Annotated in this window: 25 protein-coding genes; 8 read left to right on the forward strand and 17 right to left on the reverse strand. The window is 73.7% G+C overall.

What is annotated here, in order from left to right; genetic code table 11:
- The first annotated feature begins 37 nt into the window (after positions 1-37).
- The gene (locus IE182_RS29680) at positions 38-1,195 is read left to right on the forward strand and encodes an Mrp/NBP35 family ATP-binding protein (protein ID WP_190113078.1); all 1,158 of its coding nucleotides are present in this window, start codon (positions 38-40) and stop codon (positions 1,193-1,195) included.
- A gap of 79 nt (positions 1,196-1,274) precedes the next feature.
- Here the strand turns inward: IE182_RS29680 and IE182_RS29685 are convergent, their stop codons facing one another.
- From IE182_RS29685 to sigE, 5 genes are all read right to left on the reverse strand, one after another.
- A complete protein-coding gene (locus tag IE182_RS29685) occupies positions 1,275-1,970 on the reverse strand; it encodes a hypothetical protein (protein WP_190113079.1) in 696 nt (231 codons plus the stop codon).
- 115 nt (positions 1,971-2,085) lie between these two features.
- Positions 2,086-2,529, reverse strand: a complete 444-nt coding sequence (locus IE182_RS29690; RefSeq protein ID WP_190113080.1) for a sec-independent translocase — start codon at positions 2,527-2,529, stop codon at positions 2,086-2,088.
- Between the two features lie 106 nt (positions 2,530-2,635).
- The gene (locus IE182_RS29695) at positions 2,636-4,207 is read right to left on the reverse strand and encodes a S1C family serine protease (RefSeq protein ID WP_190113081.1); all 1,572 of its coding nucleotides are present in this window, start codon (positions 4,205-4,207) and stop codon (positions 2,636-2,638) included.
- Between the two features lie 49 nt (positions 4,208-4,256).
- Positions 4,257-4,991: a zf-HC2 domain-containing protein gene (locus tag IE182_RS29700; protein ID WP_190113082.1), complete on the reverse strand. Its 735-nt coding sequence runs from the start codon at positions 4,989-4,991 to the stop codon at positions 4,257-4,259.
- A complete protein-coding gene (sigE, locus tag IE182_RS29705) occupies positions 4,988-5,764 on the reverse strand; it encodes an RNA polymerase sigma factor SigE (protein ID WP_190113083.1) in 777 nt (258 codons plus the stop codon). Before sigE ends, IE182_RS29700 begins: the two co-directional genes overlap by 4 nt.
- A 189-nt stretch (positions 5,765-5,953) precedes the next feature.
- On the opposite strand from sigE, the gene IE182_RS29710 reads away from it, so the two are divergent.
- A complete protein-coding gene (locus IE182_RS29710; RefSeq protein WP_190113084.1) occupies positions 5,954-6,622 on the forward strand; it encodes an O-methyltransferase in 669 nt (222 codons plus the stop codon).
- 166 nt (positions 6,623-6,788) lie between these two features.
- Here the strand turns inward: IE182_RS29710 and IE182_RS29715 are convergent, their stop codons facing one another.
- Positions 6,789-6,956: a DUF3117 domain-containing protein gene (locus IE182_RS29715; protein ID WP_179198936.1), complete on the reverse strand. Its 168-nt coding sequence runs from the start codon at positions 6,954-6,956 to the stop codon at positions 6,789-6,791.
- A 333-nt stretch (positions 6,957-7,289) separates the two neighbouring features.
- Between IE182_RS29715 and chcB the strand changes: the two genes are divergently transcribed.
- A complete protein-coding gene (chcB, locus tag IE182_RS29720; RefSeq protein WP_190113085.1) occupies positions 7,290-8,090 on the forward strand; it encodes a 2-cyclohexenylcarbonyl CoA isomerase in 801 nt (266 codons plus the stop codon).
- 51 nt (positions 8,091-8,141) lie between these two features.
- Here the strand turns inward: chcB and IE182_RS29725 are convergent, their stop codons facing one another.
- Both IE182_RS29725 and IE182_RS29730 read right to left on the reverse strand, forming a co-directional pair.
- Complete coding sequence (locus tag IE182_RS29725; protein WP_190113086.1) at positions 8,142-8,744, reverse strand: DNA-3-methyladenine glycosylase I; 603 nt, start codon at positions 8,742-8,744, stop codon at positions 8,142-8,144.
- On the reverse strand, positions 8,741-9,223 hold the full coding sequence (locus IE182_RS29730; protein ID WP_229845234.1) for a DivIVA domain-containing protein: 483 nt from the start codon (positions 9,221-9,223) through the stop codon (positions 8,741-8,743). The genes IE182_RS29725 and IE182_RS29730 overlap by 4 nt, the downstream gene beginning before the upstream one ends.
- A gap of 107 nt (positions 9,224-9,330) precedes the next feature.
- On the opposite strand from IE182_RS29730, the gene folP reads away from it, so the two are divergent.
- Positions 9,331-10,191, forward strand: coding sequence for a dihydropteroate synthase (gene folP, locus IE182_RS29735; protein ID WP_190113087.1), 861 nt, complete (start codon positions 9,331-9,333; stop codon positions 10,189-10,191).
- Positions 10,192-10,201: 10 nt separating this feature from the next.
- Here the strand turns inward: folP and IE182_RS29740 are convergent, their stop codons facing one another.
- Both IE182_RS29740 and dapE read right to left on the reverse strand, forming a co-directional pair.
- Positions 10,202-10,951 (reverse strand): LOG family protein, encoded by a 750-nt coding sequence (locus IE182_RS29740; RefSeq protein ID WP_190113088.1) that lies wholly within the window; start codon positions 10,949-10,951, stop codon positions 10,202-10,204.
- A gap of 91 nt (positions 10,952-11,042) precedes the next feature.
- The gene (dapE, locus tag IE182_RS29745) at positions 11,043-12,122 is read right to left on the reverse strand and encodes a succinyl-diaminopimelate desuccinylase (protein ID WP_190113089.1); all 1,080 of its coding nucleotides are present in this window, start codon (positions 12,120-12,122) and stop codon (positions 11,043-11,045) included.
- A gap of 73 nt (positions 12,123-12,195) precedes the next feature.
- Between dapE and IE182_RS29750 the strand changes: the two genes are divergently transcribed.
- Positions 12,196-13,134, forward strand: coding sequence for a VldE C-terminal domain-containing protein (locus tag IE182_RS29750; protein WP_190113090.1), 939 nt, complete (start codon positions 12,196-12,198; stop codon positions 13,132-13,134).
- A 288-nt stretch (positions 13,135-13,422) separates the two neighbouring features.
- Positions 13,423-13,824: an ATP-binding protein gene (locus IE182_RS29755; protein WP_190113091.1), complete on the forward strand. Its 402-nt coding sequence runs from the start codon at positions 13,423-13,425 to the stop codon at positions 13,822-13,824.
- Positions 13,825-13,903: 79 nt separating this feature from the next.
- Here the strand turns inward: IE182_RS29755 and dapC are convergent, their stop codons facing one another.
- Positions 13,904-15,025, reverse strand: coding sequence for a succinyldiaminopimelate transaminase (gene dapC, locus IE182_RS29760; RefSeq protein WP_190113092.1), 1,122 nt, complete (start codon positions 15,023-15,025; stop codon positions 13,904-13,906).
- Positions 15,026-15,155: 130 nt separating this feature from the next.
- On the reverse strand, positions 15,156-15,485 hold the full coding sequence (gene fdxA, locus IE182_RS29765) for a ferredoxin (RefSeq protein ID WP_030366150.1): 330 nt from the start codon (positions 15,483-15,485) through the stop codon (positions 15,156-15,158).
- Between the two features lie 114 nt (positions 15,486-15,599).
- On the opposite strand from fdxA, the gene IE182_RS29770 reads away from it, so the two are divergent.
- Complete coding sequence (locus IE182_RS29770) at positions 15,600-16,604, forward strand: GNAT family N-acetyltransferase (protein ID WP_190113093.1); 1,005 nt, start codon at positions 15,600-15,602, stop codon at positions 16,602-16,604.
- 63 nt (positions 16,605-16,667) lie between these two features.
- Positions 16,668-17,519 (forward strand): transglutaminase-like and tetratricopeptide repeat-containing protein, encoded by an 852-nt coding sequence (locus IE182_RS29775; RefSeq protein WP_190113094.1) that lies wholly within the window; start codon positions 16,668-16,670, stop codon positions 17,517-17,519.
- Between the two features lie 21 nt (positions 17,520-17,540).
- On the opposite strand, the gene IE182_RS29780 is transcribed toward IE182_RS29775, so the two are convergent.
- The 5 genes from IE182_RS29780 to IE182_RS29800 form a co-directional block, all read right to left on the reverse strand.
- Positions 17,541-18,143, reverse strand: a complete 603-nt coding sequence (locus tag IE182_RS29780) for a response regulator transcription factor (protein ID WP_506417126.1) — start codon at positions 18,141-18,143, stop codon at positions 17,541-17,543.
- A 76-nt stretch (positions 18,144-18,219) separates the two neighbouring features.
- A complete protein-coding gene (locus IE182_RS29785; RefSeq protein ID WP_373303637.1) occupies positions 18,220-19,452 on the reverse strand; it encodes a sensor histidine kinase in 1,233 nt (410 codons plus the stop codon).
- A gap of 40 nt (positions 19,453-19,492) precedes the next feature.
- On the reverse strand, positions 19,493-20,236 hold the full coding sequence (locus IE182_RS29790) for an ABC transporter permease (protein WP_190113095.1): 744 nt from the start codon (positions 20,234-20,236) through the stop codon (positions 19,493-19,495).
- Positions 20,233-21,186: an ABC transporter ATP-binding protein gene (locus tag IE182_RS29795; RefSeq protein ID WP_190113096.1), complete on the reverse strand. Its 954-nt coding sequence runs from the start codon at positions 21,184-21,186 to the stop codon at positions 20,233-20,235. The genes IE182_RS29790 and IE182_RS29795 overlap by 4 nt, the downstream gene beginning before the upstream one ends.
- A 162-nt stretch (positions 21,187-21,348) precedes the next feature.
- Positions 21,349-23,221: hypothetical protein (locus IE182_RS29800; RefSeq protein WP_190113097.1), on the reverse strand; the 1,873-nt coding region annotated here is incomplete at its 5' end.

Here is a 23,221-nt window from a genome sequence, read left to right on the forward strand (position 1 = left end):
TTCCGGAGGCCCCCTCCCGCGCCGTACCATCGTCCCTATGGCTACCGATACGAACGGAACGTCTCCGGGCGAGGACGCGATCCGCGCCGCGCTCGCGACGGTCAACGACCCCGAGATCCAGCGACCCATCACCGACCTGGGGATGGTCAAATCGGTGGAGATCGCGGCGGACGGTTCGGTCGCGGTGGCCGTCTACCTGACGGTGTCCGGCTGCCCCATGCGGGAGACGATCATCAGCCGGGTGACCGAGGCCGTCTCGCGCGTCGAGGGCGTCACGGGCGTCACCGTCGAGCTGGACGTGATGAGCGACGAGCAGCGGCGGGAGCTGGCGGCCTCCCTGCGCGGCGGCCAGGCCGAGCGCGAGGTGCCCTTCGCCAAGCCGGGCTCGCTCACCCGGGTCTACGCCGTCGCCTCCGGCAAGGGCGGCGTCGGCAAGTCCTCGGTGACGGTCAACCTGGCCGCGGCCATGGCGGCCGACGGCCTGAAGGTCGGCGTCGTCGACGCGGACATCTACGGCCACTCCGTGCCGCGGATGCTGGGCGCGGACGGCAAGCCCACCCAGGTCGAGAACATGATCATGCCGCCGTCGGCGAACGGTGTGAAGGTCATCTCCATCGGCATGTTCACCCCGGGCAACGCGCCGGTGGTCTGGCGCGGCCCGATGCTCCACCGCGCGCTACAGCAGTTCCTGGCGGACGTCTACTGGGGCGACCTGGACGTGCTGCTGCTGGACCTGCCGCCGGGCACCGGTGACATCGCGATCTCCGTGGCACAGCTGGTGCCGAACGCCGAGATCCTCGTCGTGACGACCCCTCAGCAGGCCGCGGCCGAGGTCGCCGAGCGGGCCGGCTCGATCGCCGTGCAGACCCACCAGAAGATCGTCGGCGTCGTGGAGAACATGTCCGGGCTGCCGTGCCCGCACTGCGACGAGATGGTCGACGTCTTCGGCACGGGCGGCGGCCAGCTGGTCGCCGACGGCCTGACGCGCACCACGGGCACGAACGTGCCGGTGCTGGGCTCGATCCCGATCGACGTCCGGCTGCGCGAGGGCGGCGACGAGGGCAAGCCGGTCGTGCTGACCGACCCGGAGTCCCCGGCGGGCAGCGCGCTGCGCGCCATCGCCGGCAAGCTCGGCGGCCGCCAGCGCGGGCTGTCGGGCATGTCGCTCGGCATCACCCCGCGCAACAAGTTCTGAGCGTCCGGGACGCACACCACGTGTAAGGGGCGGCCTCCCAAGGAGGCCGCCCCTTACACGTGCCCCGGGTACCGGGCGCTCAGTGCTCGTACGCGGCGATGTCCTTGATCACCGAGAAGCCCATCCCGTACGCGCTCATCCCCCGCCCGTACGCACCCACGTGGACGCCTCCCTCGGCGGATCCGGCCAGCACCCAGCCGTACTCGGACTCGCGGTAGCGGAAGTCGGTCGGCACGCCGTCCACCGGCAGCGACAGCGTCGACCAGGGCGCCTCGTCGAGCCGGTCGGCCAGCTCCCAGGCCAGGGCCGTCTGCTGGTCCAGCCAGTCCTGGCGCAGTGCGCGCTCCATCTGGGCGGGCCAGGTGCAGGCCAGCAGGCCCGAGCCGGCCAGCCAGGCCGCCGAGGACACCGAGGTGGCCTCCAGCACGCCCGTACCGTCGGCGCTGCGCCGCACCGGGCGGCTGGCCACGGTCACCACGACCGCGAAGCGCTGGGTGCCCGTGTCGTGCTCGATGCGGCCCATGCGCAGCGACGGCTCCGCGCCGTGGCCGGTGGACCCGTGCTCCACGGTGCCGTCGGCCGCGGCACCGACCTGCATCAGCCAGCGCGGCCCGGTGTATGCCTCGTCCAGGCCGTACCAGGGGAACGACGCCAGGAGATAGCCGTCGACCGAGCGCCGGGTCCCGGGCCCGCCCTGCGGCCCTCCTTGCGCGTCCTCGGCGGAACCGTCGGCCCCGCCGACCCCCTGCGCCTCTACCCGACTCGTCGTCTCCATCTGCGCGGCGCCTCCTCGTTGCCCCGTCGTCCGGGCGCGCCTGCCCCGCGGGCGGCTGCACCCCAAACAAAGGGAGGATAGCCACCCCCGTCAATGGGGCCCCGCATACGCGGGCTCAGGTGGCGTCGGCGTCGAACGGCGGGTGACCGCCGGGCTGCGGGCCCTCGCCCTTTTTCAGCAGGTCCGGGGTGCCGGAGCCGGCGGCGGGGGACGGCGTCTGAGCTGGGGCGTCACCGGAGCGGCCGTGCACCGCGTCGGTGACCTCGGCCATCTCGGACTTGAAGTCGAAGCCGTTGCGGATCTCCTTGAGCCCGAGCTCGTCCTTCTCCAGCACGTGCTTGCGGACGAAGGTCTTCGGGTTGAGGTCCTCGAACTCGAAGTCCTTGAACTCGGGGCCGAGCTCGGAGCGGATGTCCTCCTTGGCGTTCTCGGAGAACTGCCGGATCCGGCGCAGCGTGCGCGACACGTCCTGGATCATCTTCGGCAGCTTGTCGGGGCCGAAGATGAGCACGGCGAGGACAACGAGCGCGACCAGCTCAAGAGGTCCTATGTCGAGCACGTTGCACAGCTCCTTGGGGCGTCGGTGCCCGGGTCCGGGCCGTCTATCACGGTACCTGCCCCGGCGGGAACCGTGGGAGACACCCCGGTGGCCGCCGGGCGAAGGGTCAGCGGGTGCTGGCCGAGCCGAGGGTCAGCTGCACGGTCCGTTCCTGGCCGTCGCGCTCGACGGTCAGCCGGAGCGTGTCACCGGGACGGTGACTGCGGATCTTGACGATCAGCTCCTGGCCGCTGTGGACGGGGACGTCGTCCACCTTCTTGATCACGTCCTTGGGCTGGATGCCCGCCTTGTCGGCGGGCCCGCCGCGGGAGACGCCCGGGGTCTTGGAGCTGTCGGTGTTCACCCGGGCGCCGTCGCCCGCATAGCCCATGTCGAGGGAGACGCCGATGACCGGATGGGTGGCCCGGCCGGTGTTGATCAGCTCCTCGGCGACCCGCTTGGCCTGGTTGACCGGTATGGCGAAGCCCAGGCCGATGCTGCCGCCCTGGCCGCCCTCGGGGTCGCCGCCGGCCGAGCGGATGGCGCTGTTGATGCCGATGACGCGGGCCTGGGAGTCCACGAGGGGGCCGCCGGAGTTGCCGGGGTTGATGGGGGCGTCGGTCTGCAGGGCGTCCACGTAGCTGACGTCGCTGCCGTCCTGCTTCTTGCCGCCCGCGGTGATCGGCCGTTCCTTGGCGCTGATGATGCCGGTGGTGACCGTGCCGGCCAGGTCGAAGGGCGCGCCGATGGCGACGACGGAGTCGCCGACGCGCACGGAGTCGGAGTTGCCGAGCGGCAGCGGGGTGAGGCCCTTGACGCCGCTGACCTTGATGACGGCCAGGTCGTAGCCGCCGTCCCGGCCGACGAGGGTGGCCTTGGCGGTCTGGCCGCCGTTGAAGGTCACCGATATGGAGCCGCCGGAGCCCGCGGACTGCACGACGTGGTTGTTGGTGAGGATGTGGCCCTTGTCGTCCAGGACGAAGCCGGTGCCGGTGCCCTGGTCGCCGCTGCCGCGGACGTGGATCGTCACGACGCCGGGCAGGGCGCGGGCGGCTATGCCCGCGATGCTGCCGGCGGCGCGGTCGGTCCTGCCGGGCGCCGACTGCGGCAGCGTGACCCGGTGCGAGGGCCCGCCGTCGCGCTCCAGGTGGACGCCGATGCCCGCGCCGAGCGCGCCGGCGAGCAGGGCCACGGCGGCGGCGCCGGCCAGGAGCCGGCCGCGGGTCAGCTGCAGGGTCTTCTTCTCCGGCGCGTCCTGCGGGCCGGGGGCGGGCGCGGCCCACGGGTCGTAGGACCACGGGCCGGGCGCGGGCGCGGCCGCGGGCGGAAGGGCGCCGGGGGCCGCCGGCACGGGCCCGGCGGCGGGCAGGGACGGGCCCGGGGCGGGCGTCCCGGCGTAGGGGTGGGGCTGCGGCTCGGGCCCGACCGGGTGGGCGGGCAGGGGCGCAGGTGCGGCGGGGGGCAGGTGCGTGCCGTGGGCCGGGGTCACCGTGGGCCGCTGCACGGGCGGTGCGGGCGCCCACGGCCCGGGCCGGCCGTAGGGCGGGGTGCCGTAGGGGTCGGGCGCGTGCAGGGGCGCCTGCTCCGTTCCGTCCCCGGCCGCAGCGGCGTCCTGCGGCGGCTGTGCCTTGCCCTCGTCCATGGTTCTCCCCACCGTTCCGTCCTCGGGGCGCGCGTGCCGGTGGCCGGCGCGCCCCATGACGATTACACCAGGTCCTGTGGTGCGTGCGGAGGGGAGCCGGGCGCAATCAGGGCGCGGACGCCGCTCCGGTGAGGTGGTGGCGCGAGGTGTGCACCAGGGGAGGCAGCACCGGGGCGTCGGAGGGACGCAGCAGCGCGACTCCCGCGGACGCCGGGGCCGTCAGGGGGACGGACACCTCCTTGGCCGCCGGCCGGGTGCGGCTCAGGTCGCGCTCCTCGCGGACCTGGGCCGGGGTCATGGCCAGCGAGGTCGTCGCGGCGCTCGGACCGCCGCCACGGGCCCTGGGCGGCTCCACGGCCGTCTCCAGCGGCTGCGCGCCGACGAGCGCGAAGGCCGCCAGCGAGACCGCCCCGGCGGCGGCGAAGGCGAAGCGGCGCCCCCGCGAGCCACCGCGCGGCTCGACCTCGTGGATGCGGAAGCCGCGCTCACGGGGGTCCGGAGCCACCGGGAGCAGGACGAACGCCTCCGCCCGCCCGACGGAAGCGCCTCTTCCACTTGCTGGGCCGTCACCGCCGCCGTCATGGTCGTCGCCGCCGAGCCGTTCGCCCGGCAGCCCCTGCAGGCGGGCCAGCAGGGAATCCGAGAGCGGCGGAGGTGCGGCCTGGGCGAACACGCTCTTGAGCCGGCGCTGGGCGTCGGCTTCCGCTTTGCACGTGCAGCAGGTGGCGAGGTGCGCCAGCACCCGCTCCCGCGAATCGTGTCCCAACTCCCCGTCGACGAGGGCCGCGAGGCGGTCGCCGAGATGGTGCTCGGCGGGGGACGGACCGCCTGAACCGCTCACGCGATCCCTACCTCCCCACCCATCCGGACCCCCGGGACCGCCCCCGCCGTCGCGCGCTGCTCGGCCCGGGCGGCGGGCGAGCGGTGCTGGAGCGCCTTGCGCAGGTGGGAACGGCCGCGGTGGATGCGGCTGCGGACGGTGCCGAGCTTCACGCCGAGCGTCGCGGCGATCTCCTCGTAGGACAGCCCCTCGATGTCGCACAGGACGACTGCGGCACGGAACTCCGGCGCGAGGGTGTCCAGCGCCTGCTGGACGTCGGCGTCGAAGTGCGTGTCGTTGAAGTGCTGCTGGGGGGAGGGCTCGCGGCTGGGCAGCCGCTCCGCGGCGTCCTCGCCGAGCGCGTCGAAGCGGATGCGCTGGCGGCGGCGGACCATGTCGAGGAAGAGGTTGGTGGTGATGCGGTGCAGCCACCCCTCGAACGTGCCGGGGGTGTACGTGGACAGCGAGCGGAAGACGCGGACGAAGACCTCCTGCGTCAGGTCCTCGGCGTCGTGCTGATTGCCCGTGAGACGGTAGGCGAGACGGTAGACCCGTGCGCTGTGCGTGCTGACGATCTCCTCCCAGGTGGGAGGTGTCCACGCCTGTGCGTCCGCATCGGTGGCGAAGGTCGCGGTGGTTGCGGAGCTGGTGGCGCGGGTATCAGCGGTGTAGGTCACGGATTTCGGCTCGGGAGCGGACCGGAGCCCAAGGCGCCTCAGCACCCCTCGGCGGTCGCCGCCCGCAGCCGCACCTCCCCTGTCGGCTCTGGTGGTGTCCAGTGGAGCCCCTACCATATCCACCTCGCCCGTTAGCTCCGGATAAGCATTTTTGACCCGCTTTTTGGTCTTGCCCTGCCGTGATCCGTGACGCCCGGCCGGCGCCCGTCGGTTCCCCCTTCCGCCCGGCCTTCCACCGTGCCCGTCCGCCCTTCCCAACGCCCGGTCCCATCTGCGGGTTCCCGTGGGCAGCGGATACAGTCACGGGTGCGTGGACTACGGGGACAGGAGAGGGCCATTACCGGCAACCAGCAGACGAGCTGGGCGTTCGCCGATGTGTTCGTCGCCGAGGACGAGGCGCTGCGCTGGGCCCGGGACCGGGCCTACGAGGCGGGCCTCCGCTCGGTGTCGAACGGCACCGGCGCTGCGCTGCGCCTGCTTGCCGCCGCCGCGGACGCCAAGGCCGTCGCGGAGATCGGCACCGGCACCGGGGTCTCCGGCATCCACCTCCTGCACGGCATGCGCCCGGACGGCGTGCTGACGACCGTGGACAGCGACCCGGAGTGCCAGCAGTTCGCCCGGCAGGCGTTCCGCGCGGCCGGCTTCGCCGGCAACCGCGCGCGCTTCATCCCCGGCCGCGCCCTGGAGGTCCTGCCGCGCCTGGCCGACGGCGGGTACGACCTGGTCTTCTGCGACGGTGACCGCACGGAGTGCCTCGACTACCTAGCCGAATCGTTGCGCCTGCTGCGCCCGGGCGGACTGGTCTGTTTCGAGGGCGTCTTCGCCGACGGCCGCACGGTCGATTCGGCGCTGCCGCCCGCCGAGGTGCAGCGGCTGCGCGAACTGCTGCGGGCCGTGCGGGAGTCCACCGTGCTGGTGCCGTCCCTGCTGCCGGTGGGCGACGGCCTGCTGTGCGCCGTCCGTCGCGGCGGCTGACGGCCGGACCGGCGGGCCCGCGGAAGCGGGACGGGACGGCGCGGGCGCGGACCGGGAACGGCGGGCCGGGAACGGAGCGGGCGCCGGGCGGCCGTGGGTACACCACCGCCCCGGGACCGGAACGGGCCGGCAGCCGGGGCGGTGCGGGAAATCCTGGGCCTGTGCGTCAGGCGGTGACCTTCTCCAGGGCCTCGCCGAGAGCCTTGGCCTCGTCAGGGGTCAGCTCGACGACGAGACGACCGCCGCCTTCGAGCGGAACCCGCATGACGATGCCCCGCCCCTCCTTGGTCACCTCGAGCGGGCCATCGCCCGTCCGCGGCTTCATGGCCGCCATGCTCGTTCCCCTTCCTGAAACCAGCTCATCGTCAGCCGACGGCCCTCTGGAAGGGCACACGTCACCGGCATCGAACACATTGCTTCCAGGTCATTATCCCGCATCGCGCGACCCAATGACCAACATCGGTCCGCATCCCTTCGGCAACGCGCTGCCGCAAAACCACTCAATTCGGGGATCGTCCTGCGTGAGTGGGTCGCTCTCAGGGCCATGACGCCACCCAATTGTTTGACGCAGGTCACATATCGGCTCCCGATGATCTCCGGCATGCTGAGCGCCTGAACGGCAGGGGGGACACCCCCTTCCGCAACCGACCGAGGGAGGGACCGCACCATGGCCGACACCGTGCTGTACGAGGTGACCGACGGGCTGGCGACGATCACGCTCAACCGCCCCGACGCCATGAACGCACTGAACACGGAGGCCAAGGCCGCCCTGCGTGACGCCCTGCAGCGCGCCGCCGCCGACGGGGACGTCCGGGCGGTCCTGCTGACCGCCACCGGGCGCGCCTTCTGCGTCGGGCAGGACCTCAAGGAACACGTGGCCTCGCTGGCCGCCGACCGCGAGCACGGCACCCGGACGGCCATGGACACCGTCAAGGACCACTACAACCCCATCATCAGCGCCATCACCCGGATGCCCAAGCCGGTCGTGGCCGGGGTGAACGGCGTCGCGGCGGGCGCGGGGGCCGGCTTCGCGTTCGCGGCGGACTACCGGGTGGTGGCCGACTCGGCCGCCTTCAACACCTCCTTCGCCGGCGTCGCCCTGACCGCCGACTCGGGCGTCTCCTGGACCCTCCCCCGCCTGATCGGGCGGGGCCGGGCCACGGACCTGCTGCTCTTCCCGCGCAACGTGCCGGCCGAGGAGGCGTACGCGCTCGGCATGGCCGACAAGGTCGTGCCGGCGGCGGAGCTGGCCGCCGAGGCGGAGGCGGTGGCCCGCCGGCTGGCCCAGGGCCCGACCGCCGCCTACGCCGCGATCAAGGAGTCGCTGGCGTACGGGGCGGAGCACGGGCTGGCGGAGACGCTGGCCAAGGAGGACGAGCTGCAGGAAGCGGCGGGCGCGTCGGAGGACCACGGGATCGCCGTCGCGGCGTTCCTGGCGAAGGAGAAGCCGAAGTTCGTGGGGCGCTGAGCCACCCGCCCGGCGCCGGGCGGCCGGGCCGGGCTCAGCGGCCGGACGGGCTCACGCCGGGCCCGTCCGGCCGCGGGCGTGGCAGCCGGAGAGGTGGTCGTCCACCAGGCCGCACGCCTGCATCAGGGCGTACGCCGTCGTCGGCCCCACGAAGCGGAAGCCGTGCTTCTTGAGGCCCTTGGCCAGGGCCGTCGACTCGGGCGTGATCGCGGGCACGTCGGCGAACGTCCGGGGCACCGCCCGCGCGGCCTCGGGTGCGTACGACCACACCAGCGCGTCCAGCCCGCCCGGCCCCAGCTCCGCCGCCGCCCGGGCGTTGGCCAGCGCCGCCGCGATCTTGGCGCGGTTGCGGATGATGCCGGGGTCGGCGAGCAGCCGCTCGGCGTCGGCGTCCGTGAAGGCCGCGACCTTCTCGATGGAGAACCCGGCGAAGGCCGCGCGGAACCCCTCGCGGCGGCGCAGGATCGTCAGCCAGGACAACCCCGACTGGAACGCCTCCAGGCATATCCGCTCGTAGAGGGCGTCGTCGCCGTGGACGGGCCGGCCCCACTCGGTGTCGTGGTAGGCGCGGTAGTCCTCCCGGGACTCGGCCTCCAGGCCCCACGGGCAGCGCGCGAGCCCGTCCGGGCCGACGACCACTCCTGCCCCGCTCATGCGGTGCCCTCCTCGTCGCGCGTGCCGCCCTTGGCGTCGTTGCCGTCGTTGCCGCCCTCGTCGCCCGGGCGGCCGGCGCTGCCCGTGCCGTCGTCCTGCATGGCGGGGCCGGAACCGGCCTCCCCGGCGGCGGGCGGCGCGTCCTCGGGGCCGATCAGCCCGCGGCCCCCCATCGCCGCCGCCTGTGCGCCCGCGAGCGCGGCCTCCAGCTCGGCGATGCGGGCGTCGCGCTCGGCGAGCTCGGCCCCCAGCCGGTCCAGCACGTCGTCGGTCTCCGCCATGCGGTAGCCGCGCAGCACCATGGGCAGGCGCAGCGCCTCGACGTCGGCGCGGCCGACGGGCCGGCCGGCCGGGAGCGGCCAGGCCATGCGGTCCTGGGCGGGCTCGGGCAGGACGCCGGTGGTGTCATCGCCGGAGGCGACGGCGAGCGTGACCGCGGCGACCACCACGACCAGCGCGATGAGCAAGAACCAGAACACGACCGTCTCCCCGTCAGTCCTCCATCAGCCAAACCGTCCACTCTGATCGTGCCATGCCGCACTGACGGTTAAGGTCGCTGGCGGACCACGGAGAGGGAGTACGGAAGATGCTGCGGCTGGGACGACGAGAGTTCGACGCTCACGAGCCGGTGATCATGGCGATCGTGAACCGGACGCCCGACTCCTTCTACGACCAGGGCGCGACGTTCCGCGACGAGCCCGCGCTGGCCAGGGTGGAGCAGGCGATCGCGGAGGGTGCCGCGATCATCGACATCGGCGGGGTCAAGGCGGGCCCCGGCGAGGAGGTGACCGCCGAGGAGGAGGCGCGTCGCACGGTGGGTTTCGTGGCCGAGGTGCGCCGGCGCCATCCGGACGTCGTCATCAGCGTCGACACGTGGCGGCACGAGGTCGGCGAGGCCGTCTGCGAGGCGGGGGCGGACGTGCTGAACGACGCGTGGGGCGGTGTGGACCCCAAGCTGGCCGAGGTCGCGGCCCGTTACGGGGCGGGGCTGGTGTGCACGCACGCGGGCGGCGTCGAGCCGCGTACGCGGCCGCACCGGATCGCGTACGAGGACGTGATGGCGGACATCCTGCGCGTCACGCTGGGGCTGGCCGAGCGGGCCGTGGAGCTGGGCGTCCGGCGCGACGGCATCATGATCGACCCCGGGCACGACTTCGGGAAGAACACCCGCCACTCGCTGGAGGCCACCCGCCGCCTGGGCGAGATGGCGGAGACGGGCTGGCCCGTGCTCGTCTCGCTGTCGAACAAGGACTTCGTGGGCGAGACGCTCGACCGCCCGGTCAAGGAACGGGTGCTGGGCACGCTGGCGACGACGGCCGTCTCGGCCTGGCTGGGCGCGCAGGTCTACCGCGTGCACGAGGTGGCGGAAACGAAGCAGGTGCTGGACATGGTGGCGTCCATCGCCGGCCACCGCCCGCCCGCGGTGGCCCGGCGAGGGCTCGCCTGAGCGCGGGGCGCTACGTCCCCGCTTCCTTGGTGACCACCCCGATCGCTTCGTCCACGTCGTCGGTGACGTGGAAGAGCTGCAGGTCGTGCAGGCCCACCTTGCCCTCGGCGACGAGGGTGTCGCGCAGCCAGCCGACCAGGCCCCGCCAGTAGGCGGAGCCGAAGAGGACGATGGGGAAGCGGGTGACCTTCTTCGTCTGCACGAGGGTGAGCGCCTCGAACAGCTCGTCCAGGGTGCCCAGCCCGCCGGGCAGGACCACGAAGCCGCTCGCGTACTTCACGAACATCGTCTTGCGGACGAAGAAGTAGCGGAAGTCGACGCCGAGGTTCACGTACGGGTTGAGCCCCTGCTCGAAGGGGAGCTCGATGCCGAGACCGACGGACACGCCGCCCGCCTCCATCGCTCCGCGGTTCGCGGCCTCCATGGCTCCGGGCCCGCCGCCGGTGATGACGGCGAAGCCCGCCTCGACCAGGCCGCGGCCGATGGCCACTCCGGCCTCGTACTCCGGGGTGCCCGGCCGGGTGCGGGCGGAGCCGAACACACTGATCGCCGGTGGCAGTTCGGCGAGCGCTCCGAAGCCCTCGACGAACTCCGACTGGATGCGCAGGACCCGGAACGGGTCCTCGTGCACCCAGTCGGCGGTCCCTCTGGTGTCGAGCAGGTGCTGGTCGGTGGTGCCCGCCTGCATCTGGCCGAGCCGGCGCACGACCGGTCCCCGGCGCTGCTCGCGTCGCGTGCGCGACGTCTCGGGATTGCCCATACCGTGCTCCCTCCGCTGCGGTTCACGGGAACCGCAGATCGTCGGATTCGTTGCCCCAGGGTAGGCCCGGGAACGCCGTGGCGAGGGGCCGTCAGCTCGTCAGCCAGGCGCGCAGCCGCTCCTCGCAGTGCGTGATCTTCGCGGTCGCGACGTGCTCGTCCCGCTTGTGCGCGTAGAGGGGGTCGGCGGGCCCGTAGTTGACGGCGGGAATGCCGAGGGCGCTGAAGCGCGCGACGTCCGTCCAGCCGAACTTGGGCCGGGCCTCGCCGCCCACGGCCTTCATGAAGGCGGCGGCGGCCGGGTGCGTGAGGCCCGGCCGGGCGGCGCCGGAGTGGTCGTCGACGACGAACTCGCTGACGCCGCAGTCGGCGAAGACCTCGCGGACGTGCGCGAGCGCCTCCTCCTCGGTGCGGTCGGGGGCGTAGCGGAAGTTCACCGTCACGGTGCACTCGTCGGGGATGACGTTGGTGGCGACGCCGCCGGTGATGCCCACGGCATTGAGGCCCTCGTGGTACTCCAGGCCGTCGACGACCGGGCGGCGCGGCTCGTAGGCGGCGAGACGGGCGAGGATCGGGGCGGCGGCGTGGACGGCGTTGGACCCCATCCAGCTGCGGGCCGAGTGGGCCCGCTCCCCCGTCGTGCGCAGCAGCACCCGCAGGGTGCCCTGGCAGCCGCCCTCGACCTCGGCGTCGGAGGGCTCCAGCAGGACGGCGAAGTCGCCCGCCAGCCATTCGGGGTGCGCCGCCGCGACGTGGCCGAGGCCGTTGAGGTGGGCGGCGACCTCTTCGTTGTCGTAGAAGACGAACGTCAGGTCGCGGTTGGGCGCGGGGACGGTCGCGGCGATGCGCAGCTGCACGGCGACGCCGGACTTCATGTCGCTGGTGCCGCAGCCCCACAGGATGCCCTGGTCGTCGAGGCGGGAGGGAACGTTGTCGGCGATCGGCACGGTGTCGATGTGGCCGGCGAGGATGACGCGCTCGGCGCGGCCGAGGTTCGTGCGGGCCACGACGTTGTTGCCGTGCCGGTCGACGCTCAGGTGCGGCAGGGCGCGCAGTTCCCGCTCGATCGCGTCGGCCAGCGGCTTCTCGGCACCGCTCTCGGAACGGATGTCGACGAGCTGGGCGGTGAGGGCGGCGGCGTCGAGGGACAGGTCCAGTGCGGCGTGATCCATGCCGCGAGCCTAACGCGGACGCCCCGGCGGCCGGGCGCCTGCGGGAGGCGGTCTCTCAAGTAACGTGGCCCGCATGTCCCGGATCATCGCCACCCGCCGTGGCCGTCTGCTGCGCACCGCGGCCGCCTGTGCCGTGCTGCTGGCGCTGATCGGGTACGGGATCGCCCAGCTGGTGACGGGCGGCCCGGGGGCGCCGCGCTGCACGGTGCGGGCGAACGGGGAGTCGTACTCCCTCGCCCCGGAGCAGGCCGTGAACGCGGCGACGATCTCGGCCGTGGGGTCCTCGCGGGGTCTGCCGGAGCGGGCGGTGACCATTGCGCTGGCGACGGCGATGCAGGAGTCGGGCCTGCGCAACATCCACCACGGAGACCGCGATTCGCTGGGCCTCTTCCAGCAGCGGCCGACGCAGGGCTGGGGCACGGCCGGGCAGATCACGGACCCGGTGTACGCGGCCGGGAAGTTCTACGACCACCTGGTGAAGGTGCCGGGCTACTCGCGGCTGCCGCTGACGGTGGCCGCGCAGAAGGTGCAACGCAGCGGTTTCCCGCAGGCGTACGCCAAGCACGAGCCGGACGCCTCGTTGCTGGCGCTGGCGCTGACGGGCCGCGTCGAGGCGGCGTTCAGCTGCACCCGCAGTCCCGGGGACGGCAAGCCCGGCAGCGGTGCGGCGGTGCGGGCGAAGCTGACGCGCGAGTTCGGGGCGGGGGTGCTGCCGGCGGTGACCGGCGCCCCGGCCGGCGAGGGCCGAGCCGGCGGTGCGGGGGATCCGCGGACGGTCGTCGTGCCGGTGCGGCCCGGGCCGGGGGCGGGCCCGGCGGAGGACGGGCCGGGGCGGCGCGGCTGGGAGCTGGCGTCGTGGGCCGTGGCGCACGCGGCGCAGCTGCGGGTGGAGCGCGTTTCCTTCGGCGACCGGGTGTGGACGGCGGGGAATTCCGCGGCCGGCTGGCGGAAATCGGGGGACGGTGCGGCCGGGAACGGCCCGGCCGAGGTGCGGATCACCACCGCTCAGTAGTGCGAGTGACCCCTCCCCGGGAGTACGTGCGACATACGGGAGTTGTCGCCTCCCCGGCCATCCGCACGGGTTCTCGACTTACCCCCGGCGACCTTGTGACTAAAGGCTTTTAAGCCCTCCGTATTGATTGACAACCTGCCCGGTTTGGCGGGGTTTCAACAGAGCCGATAATGCGACGCATTACTGACTCTTTACCTTGGCGCACCGCAACCTTCGCCGGGCTCACGCGGTAGTCACAGCGTCCGCTCGCCGGACGCAACCGAACTCCCACTCCGTCAAAGGAGCAACATGTCCCTCCCCCTCACGCGTCGGATCGCCCGTGCCGCCCTGCTCGTCGCGGCGGCCGCTCCCATCGTCGGTGCGGCGGCCGGCTCTGCGAGCGCCGCGGACCTGGTCAAGGCCCCCGACCTCGGCGGACTGAGCGCGGTGGACAGCGCCAACCTGAGCAACAACATCGACTCGGCCTCCCAGCAGGCCGGAAGCACGGCGACGGGTGTCGGCAACAAGGCCGTCAGCACCACCACCAGCACGGTGGGCAAGGCCAGCAAGGAGCAGGTCCCGGCCGTACAGAAGGCCGCGGGCCAGGTGGCGGGCGGCCTCGGCCAGGCCGCGGGCAACACCGCCCAGGGCGTCACCAAGAGCGGCCTGCCCACCCAGGGCCTGCCGGGCAAGGGCCTGCCCCTCGGCTGAACCGCTCCATGGAGCACCCACAGGGGGCCCGGGACTTACCGTCCCGGGCCCCCTGTTCGCGTAGGCGAGGACGTAGGGGCTACTCGGCCAGACGCCGGACCGCCGCCTCGACGCGCTCGTCGGTGGCGGTGAAGGCGATCCGGACGAACCGCTCGCCCGCCGCCCCGTAGAAGTCGCCCGGGGCGACCAGAATGCCGCGCTTGGACAGCTCCCCGACCGTGTCCCAGCACGGCTCGTCGCGCGTGGCCCACAGGTAGAGCGACGCCTCGCTGTGCTCGATCCGGAAGCCCGCGCCCTCGAAGGCGGCCCGCAGCGCCGACCGGCGGGCCGCGTAGCGGGCGCGCTGCTCGGTGACGTGCGCGGTGTCGGCCAGGGCCGCGACCGTGGCGGCCTGGACGGGCGCCGGGATCATCATGCCGCCGTGCTTGCGGATCTGCAGCAGTTCGCCGAGGACGGCCGCGTCACCGGCGATGAAGGCGGAGCGGTAGCCGGCCAGGTTGGAACGCTTGGAGAGCGAGTGGACGGCGATGACGCCCTCGTAGGAGCCGCCGCAGATGTCCGGGTGCAGCACCGAGACCGGGTCGGCCTCCCAGCCCAGCTCCAGGTAGCACTCGTCGCTGACGACCAGGACGCCGTGCTCGCGCGCCCAGGCGACGGCGCGGCGCAGCTCCTCCGGGGACATCACACGGCCGGTCGGGTTGGACGGCGAGTTCAGCCAGAGCAGCTTCAGGCCGGCCGGGTCGAGCGCGATCTCCGCGGCGTCGGCCGCGAACGCCCCGGCGTCGTAGACGACGGGCTCGGCGCCGGCCAGGCGGGCGCCGACCTCGTACGTCGGGTAGGCGAGGCGCGGGTAGGCGACCTTGTCGCCCGCGCCGAGGCCGAGCTGGGTCGGCAGCCAGGCCACCAGCTCCTTGGAGCCGACGACCGGGAGCACGTTGGCGTGCTCCAGGCCCCGCGCGCCCAGGCGCCGCTCCGCCCAGCCGGTGAGCGCGTCCCGCAGCGCGGCCGTGCCCCACACCGTCGGATAGCCGGGGCTGTCGGCGGCGGCCGCCAGCGCCTGCTGGATCACGGCGGGCACCGGGTCGACCGGGGTGCCCACCGAGAGGTCGACGATGCCGTCGGGGTGGGAGGCCGCGGTGGCCTTGTACGGCTCAAGCCGGTCCCAGGGGAAGACGGGGAGGCGGGAAGAGACTGCGCTCACGATGTTCGCTGCTCGCTCTCTTGCGGCGTGGGGGTGCGTGGGGTAATGCGGGGGACGCAAGGGCGCCCGGGGGCGGGAAACGCCGCGGCCCCGTACGGCGGAGGGCCGTACGGGGCCGCGGCGGCGCCGCTCAGTGCTCGGGGTTGATGTCCGCCGGCAGCGCGGCGATGAAGGGGTGGTCCCGCTCGATCAGGCCGAGCTTGGAAGCACCACCGGGCGAACCGAGCTCGTCGAAGAACTCGACGTTCGCCTTGTAGTAGTCCTTCCACTCCTCGGGAGTGTCGTCCTCGTAGAAGATCGCCTCGACCGGGCAGACCGGCTCACAAGCGCCACAGTCGACGCATTCGTCCGGGTGGATGTACAAGGACCGGGAGCCCTCGTAGATGCAGTCGACGGGGCACTCCTCGATGCACGCCTTGTCCTTCACGTCGACACAAGGCTGCGCGATGACGTAGGTCACGCTGTCGTTCCTCCTCGGTAGGGCTCATCTCGCGCGGGAGCGCGGCGTCGTCGATGCCCACACCTAGTATCTCCCTCCCCGGGCACATGACGAACAAGAGGGGCGGGCAGAGCTGTGGAATTCACCACTGGCGGAAGGCTGGAAGTCCGGATCACCGCGGCAGATGTGGGAAAAAGGGTCTCCGTACGGCGGGTGAACGACACCGCGACTTCGCCGGAGCGTTTCACCGACACCGTCGGAATGCTGGATTCCTGGACCGGCGGTGTGCTGCGGATCACACGCCGCAACGGTGAGACGGTGGAGATCGCGGAGACGGCGCTCGTCGCCGGCAAGGTCGTCCCGGCGGCACCCGCCCGGCGGCGCGGCCCCGCGGCCGGCCGCCGCGAGCTCCAGGAGATCGCGGCCCGCGGCTGGCCCGCCCGGGAGACCGAGCCGCTGGGCGGCTGGACGCTGCGCGCGGCCGGCGGCTTCACCGCCCGGGCCAACTCGGTGCTTCCCCTGGGCGATTGCGGGCTGCCGCTGCCGGCGGCGCTGGAGCGGGTGACCGCCTGGTACGGCGAGCGCGGGCTGCCCGCGCGCGTGCAGGTCACCACGGGCGACCCGGCGGCCGACGAGCTGCTCGACGCCGAGCTGGCGCGGCGCGGCTGGACGGCCGAGCGGTACGCCCTGATGCGGACGGCCGCGCTGGCGCCGATCGCCGACCGGGACGTGGCCGCGGCCGAGGTGCTGCTGACCCGGGAGCCGGACGAGGCGTGGCTGGCGGCGTACGGGCGGACCGGCGCCGACCCCGGGGACGCGCCGGCCGTGCTGGGCGGCGGTCCGTCGGTCCGGTTCGCGACCGTGCCGGGGGAGCCCGGCGGGCCCCCGGCGGCGATAGCGCGCTGTGTGGTCGACGGCCGGTGGGCGGGGTTCGCCGCGCTGGACGTGAGCCCGAACCGGCGACGGCAGGGGCTGGGCACCCTCGTCATGGCGCGGCTGGCCCGGGCGGCGCTGGACGAGGGGGCCTCGGCGGCGTACCTGCAGGTGGAGACGGACAACGCGGCGGCGGCCGCGCTCTACGACGAGCTCGGCTTCACCACGCACCACGCCTATCACTACCGTCGCGAGCCGCAGCGGTAGCCACGGTCGCACCATGGACAGTGGCGGTGGCTGCGCCATCGCCCCGAGGGGTACGAGGCACGCATGTACGACGACACCACTGAGCGACGGCGGCGGTTCGCGGAGGCGGCCCGGGACGACCGGCCCGACCTGGCGATGCTGTGCCTGCTGGTCTCCGCGGAGGCCGCGGCGGGGGCCGGGGCCGGGCTGCGGGAGGACGCGGCCGACGCCGCGCAGATGGAGCTGGACCGGCTGGCCGGGCTGCTGCCCGCCCTCGGGCGGCGGGCGGAGCCCCGGCACTGGGCCCAGGCGCTGGCGGAGCTGCTCGGCGGGCGCTGCGGCTTCCACGGCACGCCGGCGGACTACCGGCGGCTGGAGTCCTCCCTGCTGGACGAGGTGCTCCGGCGGCGGCGCGGGCTGCCGATCCTGCTGTCCGTGATCTGGATGGAGGTCGCCCGGCGGGCCGGCGCGCCCGTGTACGGGGTGGCACTGCCCGGGCACTTCGTCGTCGGCTTCGGCGACCCGTTCGGGCACCACGTGCTGGCCGACCCCTTCGAGGGGGGCCGGATCCTCTCCGAGGAGGACGCGGGGCTGCTGGTCGCGGGCGCGACCGGGGCGCCGCTGACGCCGTCGCTGTTCTCCCCGGCCGAGCCGCTGGAGATCGTCCTGCGGGTGCTGAACAACATCCGCGCCTGGGCGGCGGCCCGCCCCGAGCGCAGCAACATCCAGCTGTGGGCCGTGGAGCTCTCCCTGCTCCTGCCCACCCATCCGGCCCGGCTGCGCTACGAGCGCGCCGAGCTGCTCGTGGAGCGCGGCGACTTCGCCCGCGGCGCGCGCGAGCTGGAGGAGTACGCCGAGGTGATCGCCCCGGTGGAGCCCACGGCCGCCGAGACCGTGCGCCACCAGGCGCTGGCCGCGCGGGCCATGCTCAACTGAGGGCGGCCGGCCGCCCGGGCGTCAGAGCCAGCCCTTGTCGCGGGCGATGCGCACCGCCTCCGCGCGGTTGCGGGCGCCCGTCTTCTGGATGGCGGTCGAGAGGTAGTTGCGGACCGTGCCGTGCGAGAGGTGCAGGGCCTTCGCCAGCTCGGCGTTGGTGGAGCCGTCCGCCGAGGCGGTCAGGACGGCCCGCTCGCGGTCGGTGAGGGGGTTGGCGCCCTCGGCGAGGGCGGCCGCCGCCAGCGTCGGGTCGATGACCCGTTCGCCGCGCAGCACCCGGCGCACCGCCTCCGCCAGCCGGGCGGCGGGGGCGTCCTTGACCAGGAAGGCGTCGGCACCGGATTCCATGGCCCGGCGCAGGTAGCCCGGCCGGCCGAAGGTCGTCAGGATGACGACCTTGAGCTGCGGCAGTTCGCGCCGCAGCAGCGCCGCCGCGTCGAGCCCGGTCATTCCCGGCATCTCGATGTCCAGCAGGGCCACGTCGACCGGGGTGCGGCGGGCGGCGTCGAGGACCTCGTCGCCGCGGGCGACCTGGGCGACGACGTCGATGTCCCCCTCCAGGCCCAGGAGTGCGGCCAGTGCCTCCCTGACCATCGACTGGTCCTCGGCGAGGAGGACCCGGATGGCGGGCCGGCCGGAATCGTCCACAGGGGCTGCGGGCTGAGCTGCTGTCACAGCGACAGCGTAGGTGCCCGCGCGCTCAGCTCTGCTGCTGCGCCTGCACCTCCGCCTCCGCGACCGGGCGCGAGAGCGGTACGCACGCCCGCAGCCGGAACCCGCCGCGCGGGGCGGCGCCGGTCTCCAGCCGGCCGTCGGCGAGCGCCAGCCGCTCGGTGAGGCCGGTCAGGCCGTTGCCCGGCGAGCCGCCGGGGCCCCGCCCGTTGTCGGTGACGGTCAGGCACATCTCGTCGCCGTCCTCGGCGAGCGACACCTCGCAGCGGTGCGCGCCGCTGTGCCGCACCACGTTGGTCACCGCCTCGCGCAGCGCCCACGCCAGTGCGCCCTCCTCGTCGGGCGGCAGGTCGGGGTGGGCGTCGGTGGTGCCGGTGAGGTCGACGGCGATGCCGGCGGCGGCCAGGGCCGTGCGGGCCCCGGCCAGTTCGGCCTCCAGGGTGGGCCGGCGGAAACCGCTCACCGCCTCCCGGACGTCGACGAGGGCCTGCCGGCTGACCCGTTCGATGTCGGCGACCTGCTGGGCGGCCTCCTCGGGCCGGTCGGGCAGCATCCGCCCGGCCAGTTCGCTCTTGAGCGTGACGAGCGACAGGGAGTGCCCCAGCAGGTCGTGCAGGTCCCGGGCGAGCCGCAGCCGTTCCTCGTTCGCCGCGAGATGGGCCACCGTGGCGCGCGCCTCGCGCAGCGCCTTGGTGGTGAGGGCCATCTGTCGCACCCCCGTCATCGCGAAGCCGCCGAGCAGCGCCGGGACGATGAGGGCGAAGAGATAGTCGCTGACGCCCGGCTGGGTGGCCCCGATGGCCGCCAGTACCCCCGTGACCAGCGGAATCGCGATGCGTGACAGCTTCGCCGGCAGAACGGCGCCGGAGGCGACGCAGACGTAGACGAAGAGCACGAGCCACGCGCCGCCGAGCGTCAGCGACAGCAGGGTGGCGAGCGTGGTGAGCCCGCCGAGACAGAGGAGCACCAGGCCCCGGTCCAGGGCACGGACGGTGTGCCGGAGGACCAGGGTGAGGTAGCCGGCGACGAAGGCCAGCAGGCCCAGGCCGCCGAGGACGTCCCCGGTGCGGGTGTGGTGGTCGGAGAGGACGTCGTCGACGGGCGCCGCCATGTAGGCGAACCAGATGGCGATCCAGGTCAGCTTGACGATCATCTGTCGGCGGTTGTCCGGCTCGGCGCCGATGCCGACGGTGTACGTCGCGTCGTCCCGGACCTCCATGACGGCGCGCCACGGATTCCAGCGGCGTTCGCGTCCGGCCATGTCCCCGTCTCCCTGTCGTGTCGTTCCGGCCGAGGCCCGGTCAGCCCTTGCGGGTGTCCTTGCGGTAGAGCCAGGCGGCGCACCCGGCGAAGAGGGCGAGGTAGGCGACGAGCAGGCCGACGTCCTTCAGGTGCGGCGCGTCGCCGACCTCGATGGCCTGGCCGAGCGCCGCGTAGGCGTGGGTGGGCGTCCACTTGGCGATGGACTGCAGCCAGTCCGGGAACGTCGTGGTCGGCATCCACAGGCCGCCCAGGATGGACAGGGCGAAGTAGATGATGAACGTGACCGGACGGACGGCGTCGCCGCTGGCGAGGTAGCCGATGGCCACGCCGAGCGCGGCGAAGACGATGCTGCCGGCCCAGATCGAGCCCACCAGCGCCGGCCACTGCCAGGCGGCGTCCAGGCGCACGCCCTTGACCACGGCCGCGATGGCGAAGACGGCGAGGATCGCGGGGAGGGAGACGACGGAGGCGGAGGCGACCTTGGCCGCCACGTAGCCGCGGCCCGGCAGGGCGGTGAGGCGCAGCTGGCGCACCCAGCCCTTCTCCCGCTCCTTGGCGATCTTCTCGCTGTTGCCGACGAGGACGGCCGTGATGGCGCCGAAGGAGGCCATGGAGACCATCATCAGCAGCGGAAGGGTGAGCTTCGTGCCCTCGACGAGCTCGGCGTTGCTGGCGCCACCGGCGATCAGCAGGTAGAGCACCGCCGGGTAGAGCACGGAGAAGAACACGAACTTCTTGTTGCGCAGAGTGCGCGTGATTTCCAGCTTGACGAGGGTCTTCATCGGGCCGCCTCCTCGGCGGTCGCGGCGTCGTTGATGGCGAGGAATGCCTGCTCAAGGCCGAGGCCCGCGACCTCCAGGTTGCGCGGGTAGAGGCCCAGCCCGTAGAGGGCGTGGACGGTGGCGTCGGCGTCGTGGGACTGGATGCGCACCGTGCGGCCGGACATCTCCAGTGAGGCGAGGAAGGGCAACTCACGCAGCGCGCCCTCGCCGACCGGCTGGTCGAGGTCGAAGACGATGCGCCGGGCGCCGGCCTTGGCCTTGATCTCCGCGGCCGAGCCGTCGGCGAGCAGCTTGCCGCCGCGCAGCACGATGACGCGGTCGGCGATGGCGTCGGCCTCTTCGAGGTAGTGCGTGGCGAAGAGGACCGTGCGGCCCTGGCGGGTCTGCTCGCGCATCACGCCCCAGAACGCCTGGCGGGCCGAGACGTCCATACCGGTCGTCGGCTCGTCCAGGACGATGAGGTCGTTGGCGCCGGCCGTGGCCATCGCGAAGCGCACCCGCTGCTCCTGGCCGCCGGAGAGCTTGTTGACCAGGCGGTCGGCGATGCCGGTGAGGTCGGCCGCCTCCAGCACCTGCTCGACGGGGAACGCCTTGGGGTGCAGGTCGCAGGCGAGCTTCACCAGTTCCCGGACCTTCACCTCCTCCATCAGCCCGCCGGACTGCAGCATGGCGCCGACCCGGCCCTGGAGGATGGCCTCCTGCGGTGTCGTGCCGAAGACCTCGACGCGCCCGGCGTCGGGGTTGCGCAGGCCCAGCAGCAGGTCCAGCGTGGAGGACTTGCCTGCGCCGTTGGGGCCGAGCAGGGCGACGGTCTCGCCCGGGTACAGATCGAGGCTCAGATCGGCGACGGCGCGCACGGTGCCGTAGTTCTTGCTGACGTTCTCAAAGCTGACCACGGGGGCGCCCGTGCGGCGCCCGTCCCCCGTGTTGACGCTTGCAGTAGTGGTCATGGACAACATCTTCGCTGGCCAGGGGCATCGGTGGCAGTGTCGGACGTCGTGGACCGGGGATGACAGATGTCATGGACGGATCCATGCCCGGACGCGCACGAGCCCCCGTGCCGGTCCCGGCGCGGGGGCTCGTACGCAGGCTCGTACGCGGCGCGGGGCCGGTCAGCCCTGCGTGATGGTGACGATGCGCTCGGCCGGGGTCTTGCCGCGCAGCGCCTTGCCGAGGGCGCCGGCGACGTCCGTCGGCTGGACGGGCGTCTTGCTGCCGTTGCCGCGGGTGATGAGCACGCCGTTGAAGGCCGAGCCGTACAGCTCCTTGATCGCCTCCAGGTCGTAGCTCTCGACGAGCTTGCCGTTGACCTCCTTGACGGAAAGGATCTTCGGCAGCGAGCGGTCCGGACCGAAATTGATCTTGTGGGCCGGGTCGGCCTGGATCGTCACCATGCCGGACATCGCGGGGGTCGCGAAGTCCTTCATCATCCGGTCGACCTCGGCGTTGGCCACCTTCGGCTGCTGGTCGGAGGTGGCCAGCATGACGGTCGGGTTGTTGCCCGTCGCCGCCCGGTCGCGGAACGCCTTGGAGACGGCCTTGACCGAGCTGTCCAGGTCCACGCCCTTGTACGGCTGGCCGTAGACGGGCAGGGCCTTGCCGGGCTCGAACTTGATGGAGCCCTCCTTCGCCGTCCCCGTCTCGCCGGCGAGCGTCTTGAGCGCGGCGGCGATCTTCTCCTCGTCCGCGATGACGGTCGGCTCGGCCGTGCGGCCCTGGCCGACGAGCGAGCCCAGGACGGTGACGGGGTTGTAGTCCCGTCCGGCGGCGGCGCGCACGGTGGCCTGCGTGTCGATGGACAGGCCGGCCACGGACGGCTTGAGGTCGGCCGTCTTGCCGCCGATGGAGACCTTCAGCGGGGCGCCGACGCGCTGGCCGAGGGCGGAGTCCAGCTTCTGGACGGCCTGCTCCTTGGACTTGCCGCCGATGTCGACGCCGAGCACCGTGGTGCCGTTCGGCACGTCGGCGTGGTCGAGCAGCAGCCCGGCGCCGTACGCGAGACCGACCAGACCGACGAGCCCGCCGCCCAGGAGGACGAGCTTGGAGCGGCCCTTCTTCTTGGGTGCGCTCTTGGCGGCGGCCTTGGCCGGGGCCTTGGGGGCGCCCTTCGCCGGGGGCTTGGGCACGGCCGGCGCGGGGGGCCTGGGCACGGCCGGCGCGGGCTTCGCGGCGGCCCCGGCCGGCTTCGGCTTGGGCACGGGCACGCGGGGCGCGCCACTGTCGACAGGGGGCTTGGGTCCCTGACCGGCCGCCGGGGGCACCGGCGGCACGCCGCCGACCAGCGTCTGGCCGGCCTGGCCGGCCTGGCCGGCGGCGGGGGCGGGCGCGGCGTTCTTCGGGCCGCGCTTCTTCTTGCCCTTGGCCGGGGCGTTGCCCTGGGCCGCCGCGGGCTTGCCGGCGCCCTGCGGGCCCGGGGCCTGGACGGCCGGGAAGCCCTCGCGCGGGGTGTCCGTCCGCGCGCCGGCGAAGGCGGCGCCCCCGGCGGGGACGCCCCCGATGCTGGGCGCGGGGAACTGCTGCGTCGTGGAGGCGGCGGGTGCCTGCGGTGCGGCGCCGGGAACGCTCGCGCCGCCCGGCCAGGGGGCGTTGCCCTTCTTCTGCTGCTGCGCACCGCCGCCGGCGTTCTGGCCGCCGGGCCACGGGGTCGCGGACGTGGTGGAGGAACCGCCCGGCCAGTCGTCGACCGGCGCCTGCGGCTCACCCGGCCACGGAGCCGCACCGTTCGCCGCAGCGGAGGGAGCGCCCGGGGCGGGCGGCTGCGGGACGGTGCCGGTGGTCGACGCATCGCCGGGCCAGGGGGTCGTCCCCGTGGTCTGGGCGTCGGTGGGCCACGGCGCGGCGCCGTTCCCGGCGGGCACGCCCGGGGTGGGGTGCTGCATCGCACCGGTGGTGGCGCCGGCGCCGGGAGCGCTCGCGCCGCCCGGCCAGGGGGCGTTGCCCTTCTTCTGCTGCTGCGCACCGCCGCCGGCGTTCTGGCCGCCGGGC

The organism is Streptomyces cinnamoneus, assembly GCF_014650495.1.
Taxonomy (GTDB): domain Bacteria; phylum Actinomycetota; class Actinomycetes; order Streptomycetales; family Streptomycetaceae; genus Streptomyces; species Streptomyces cinnamoneus.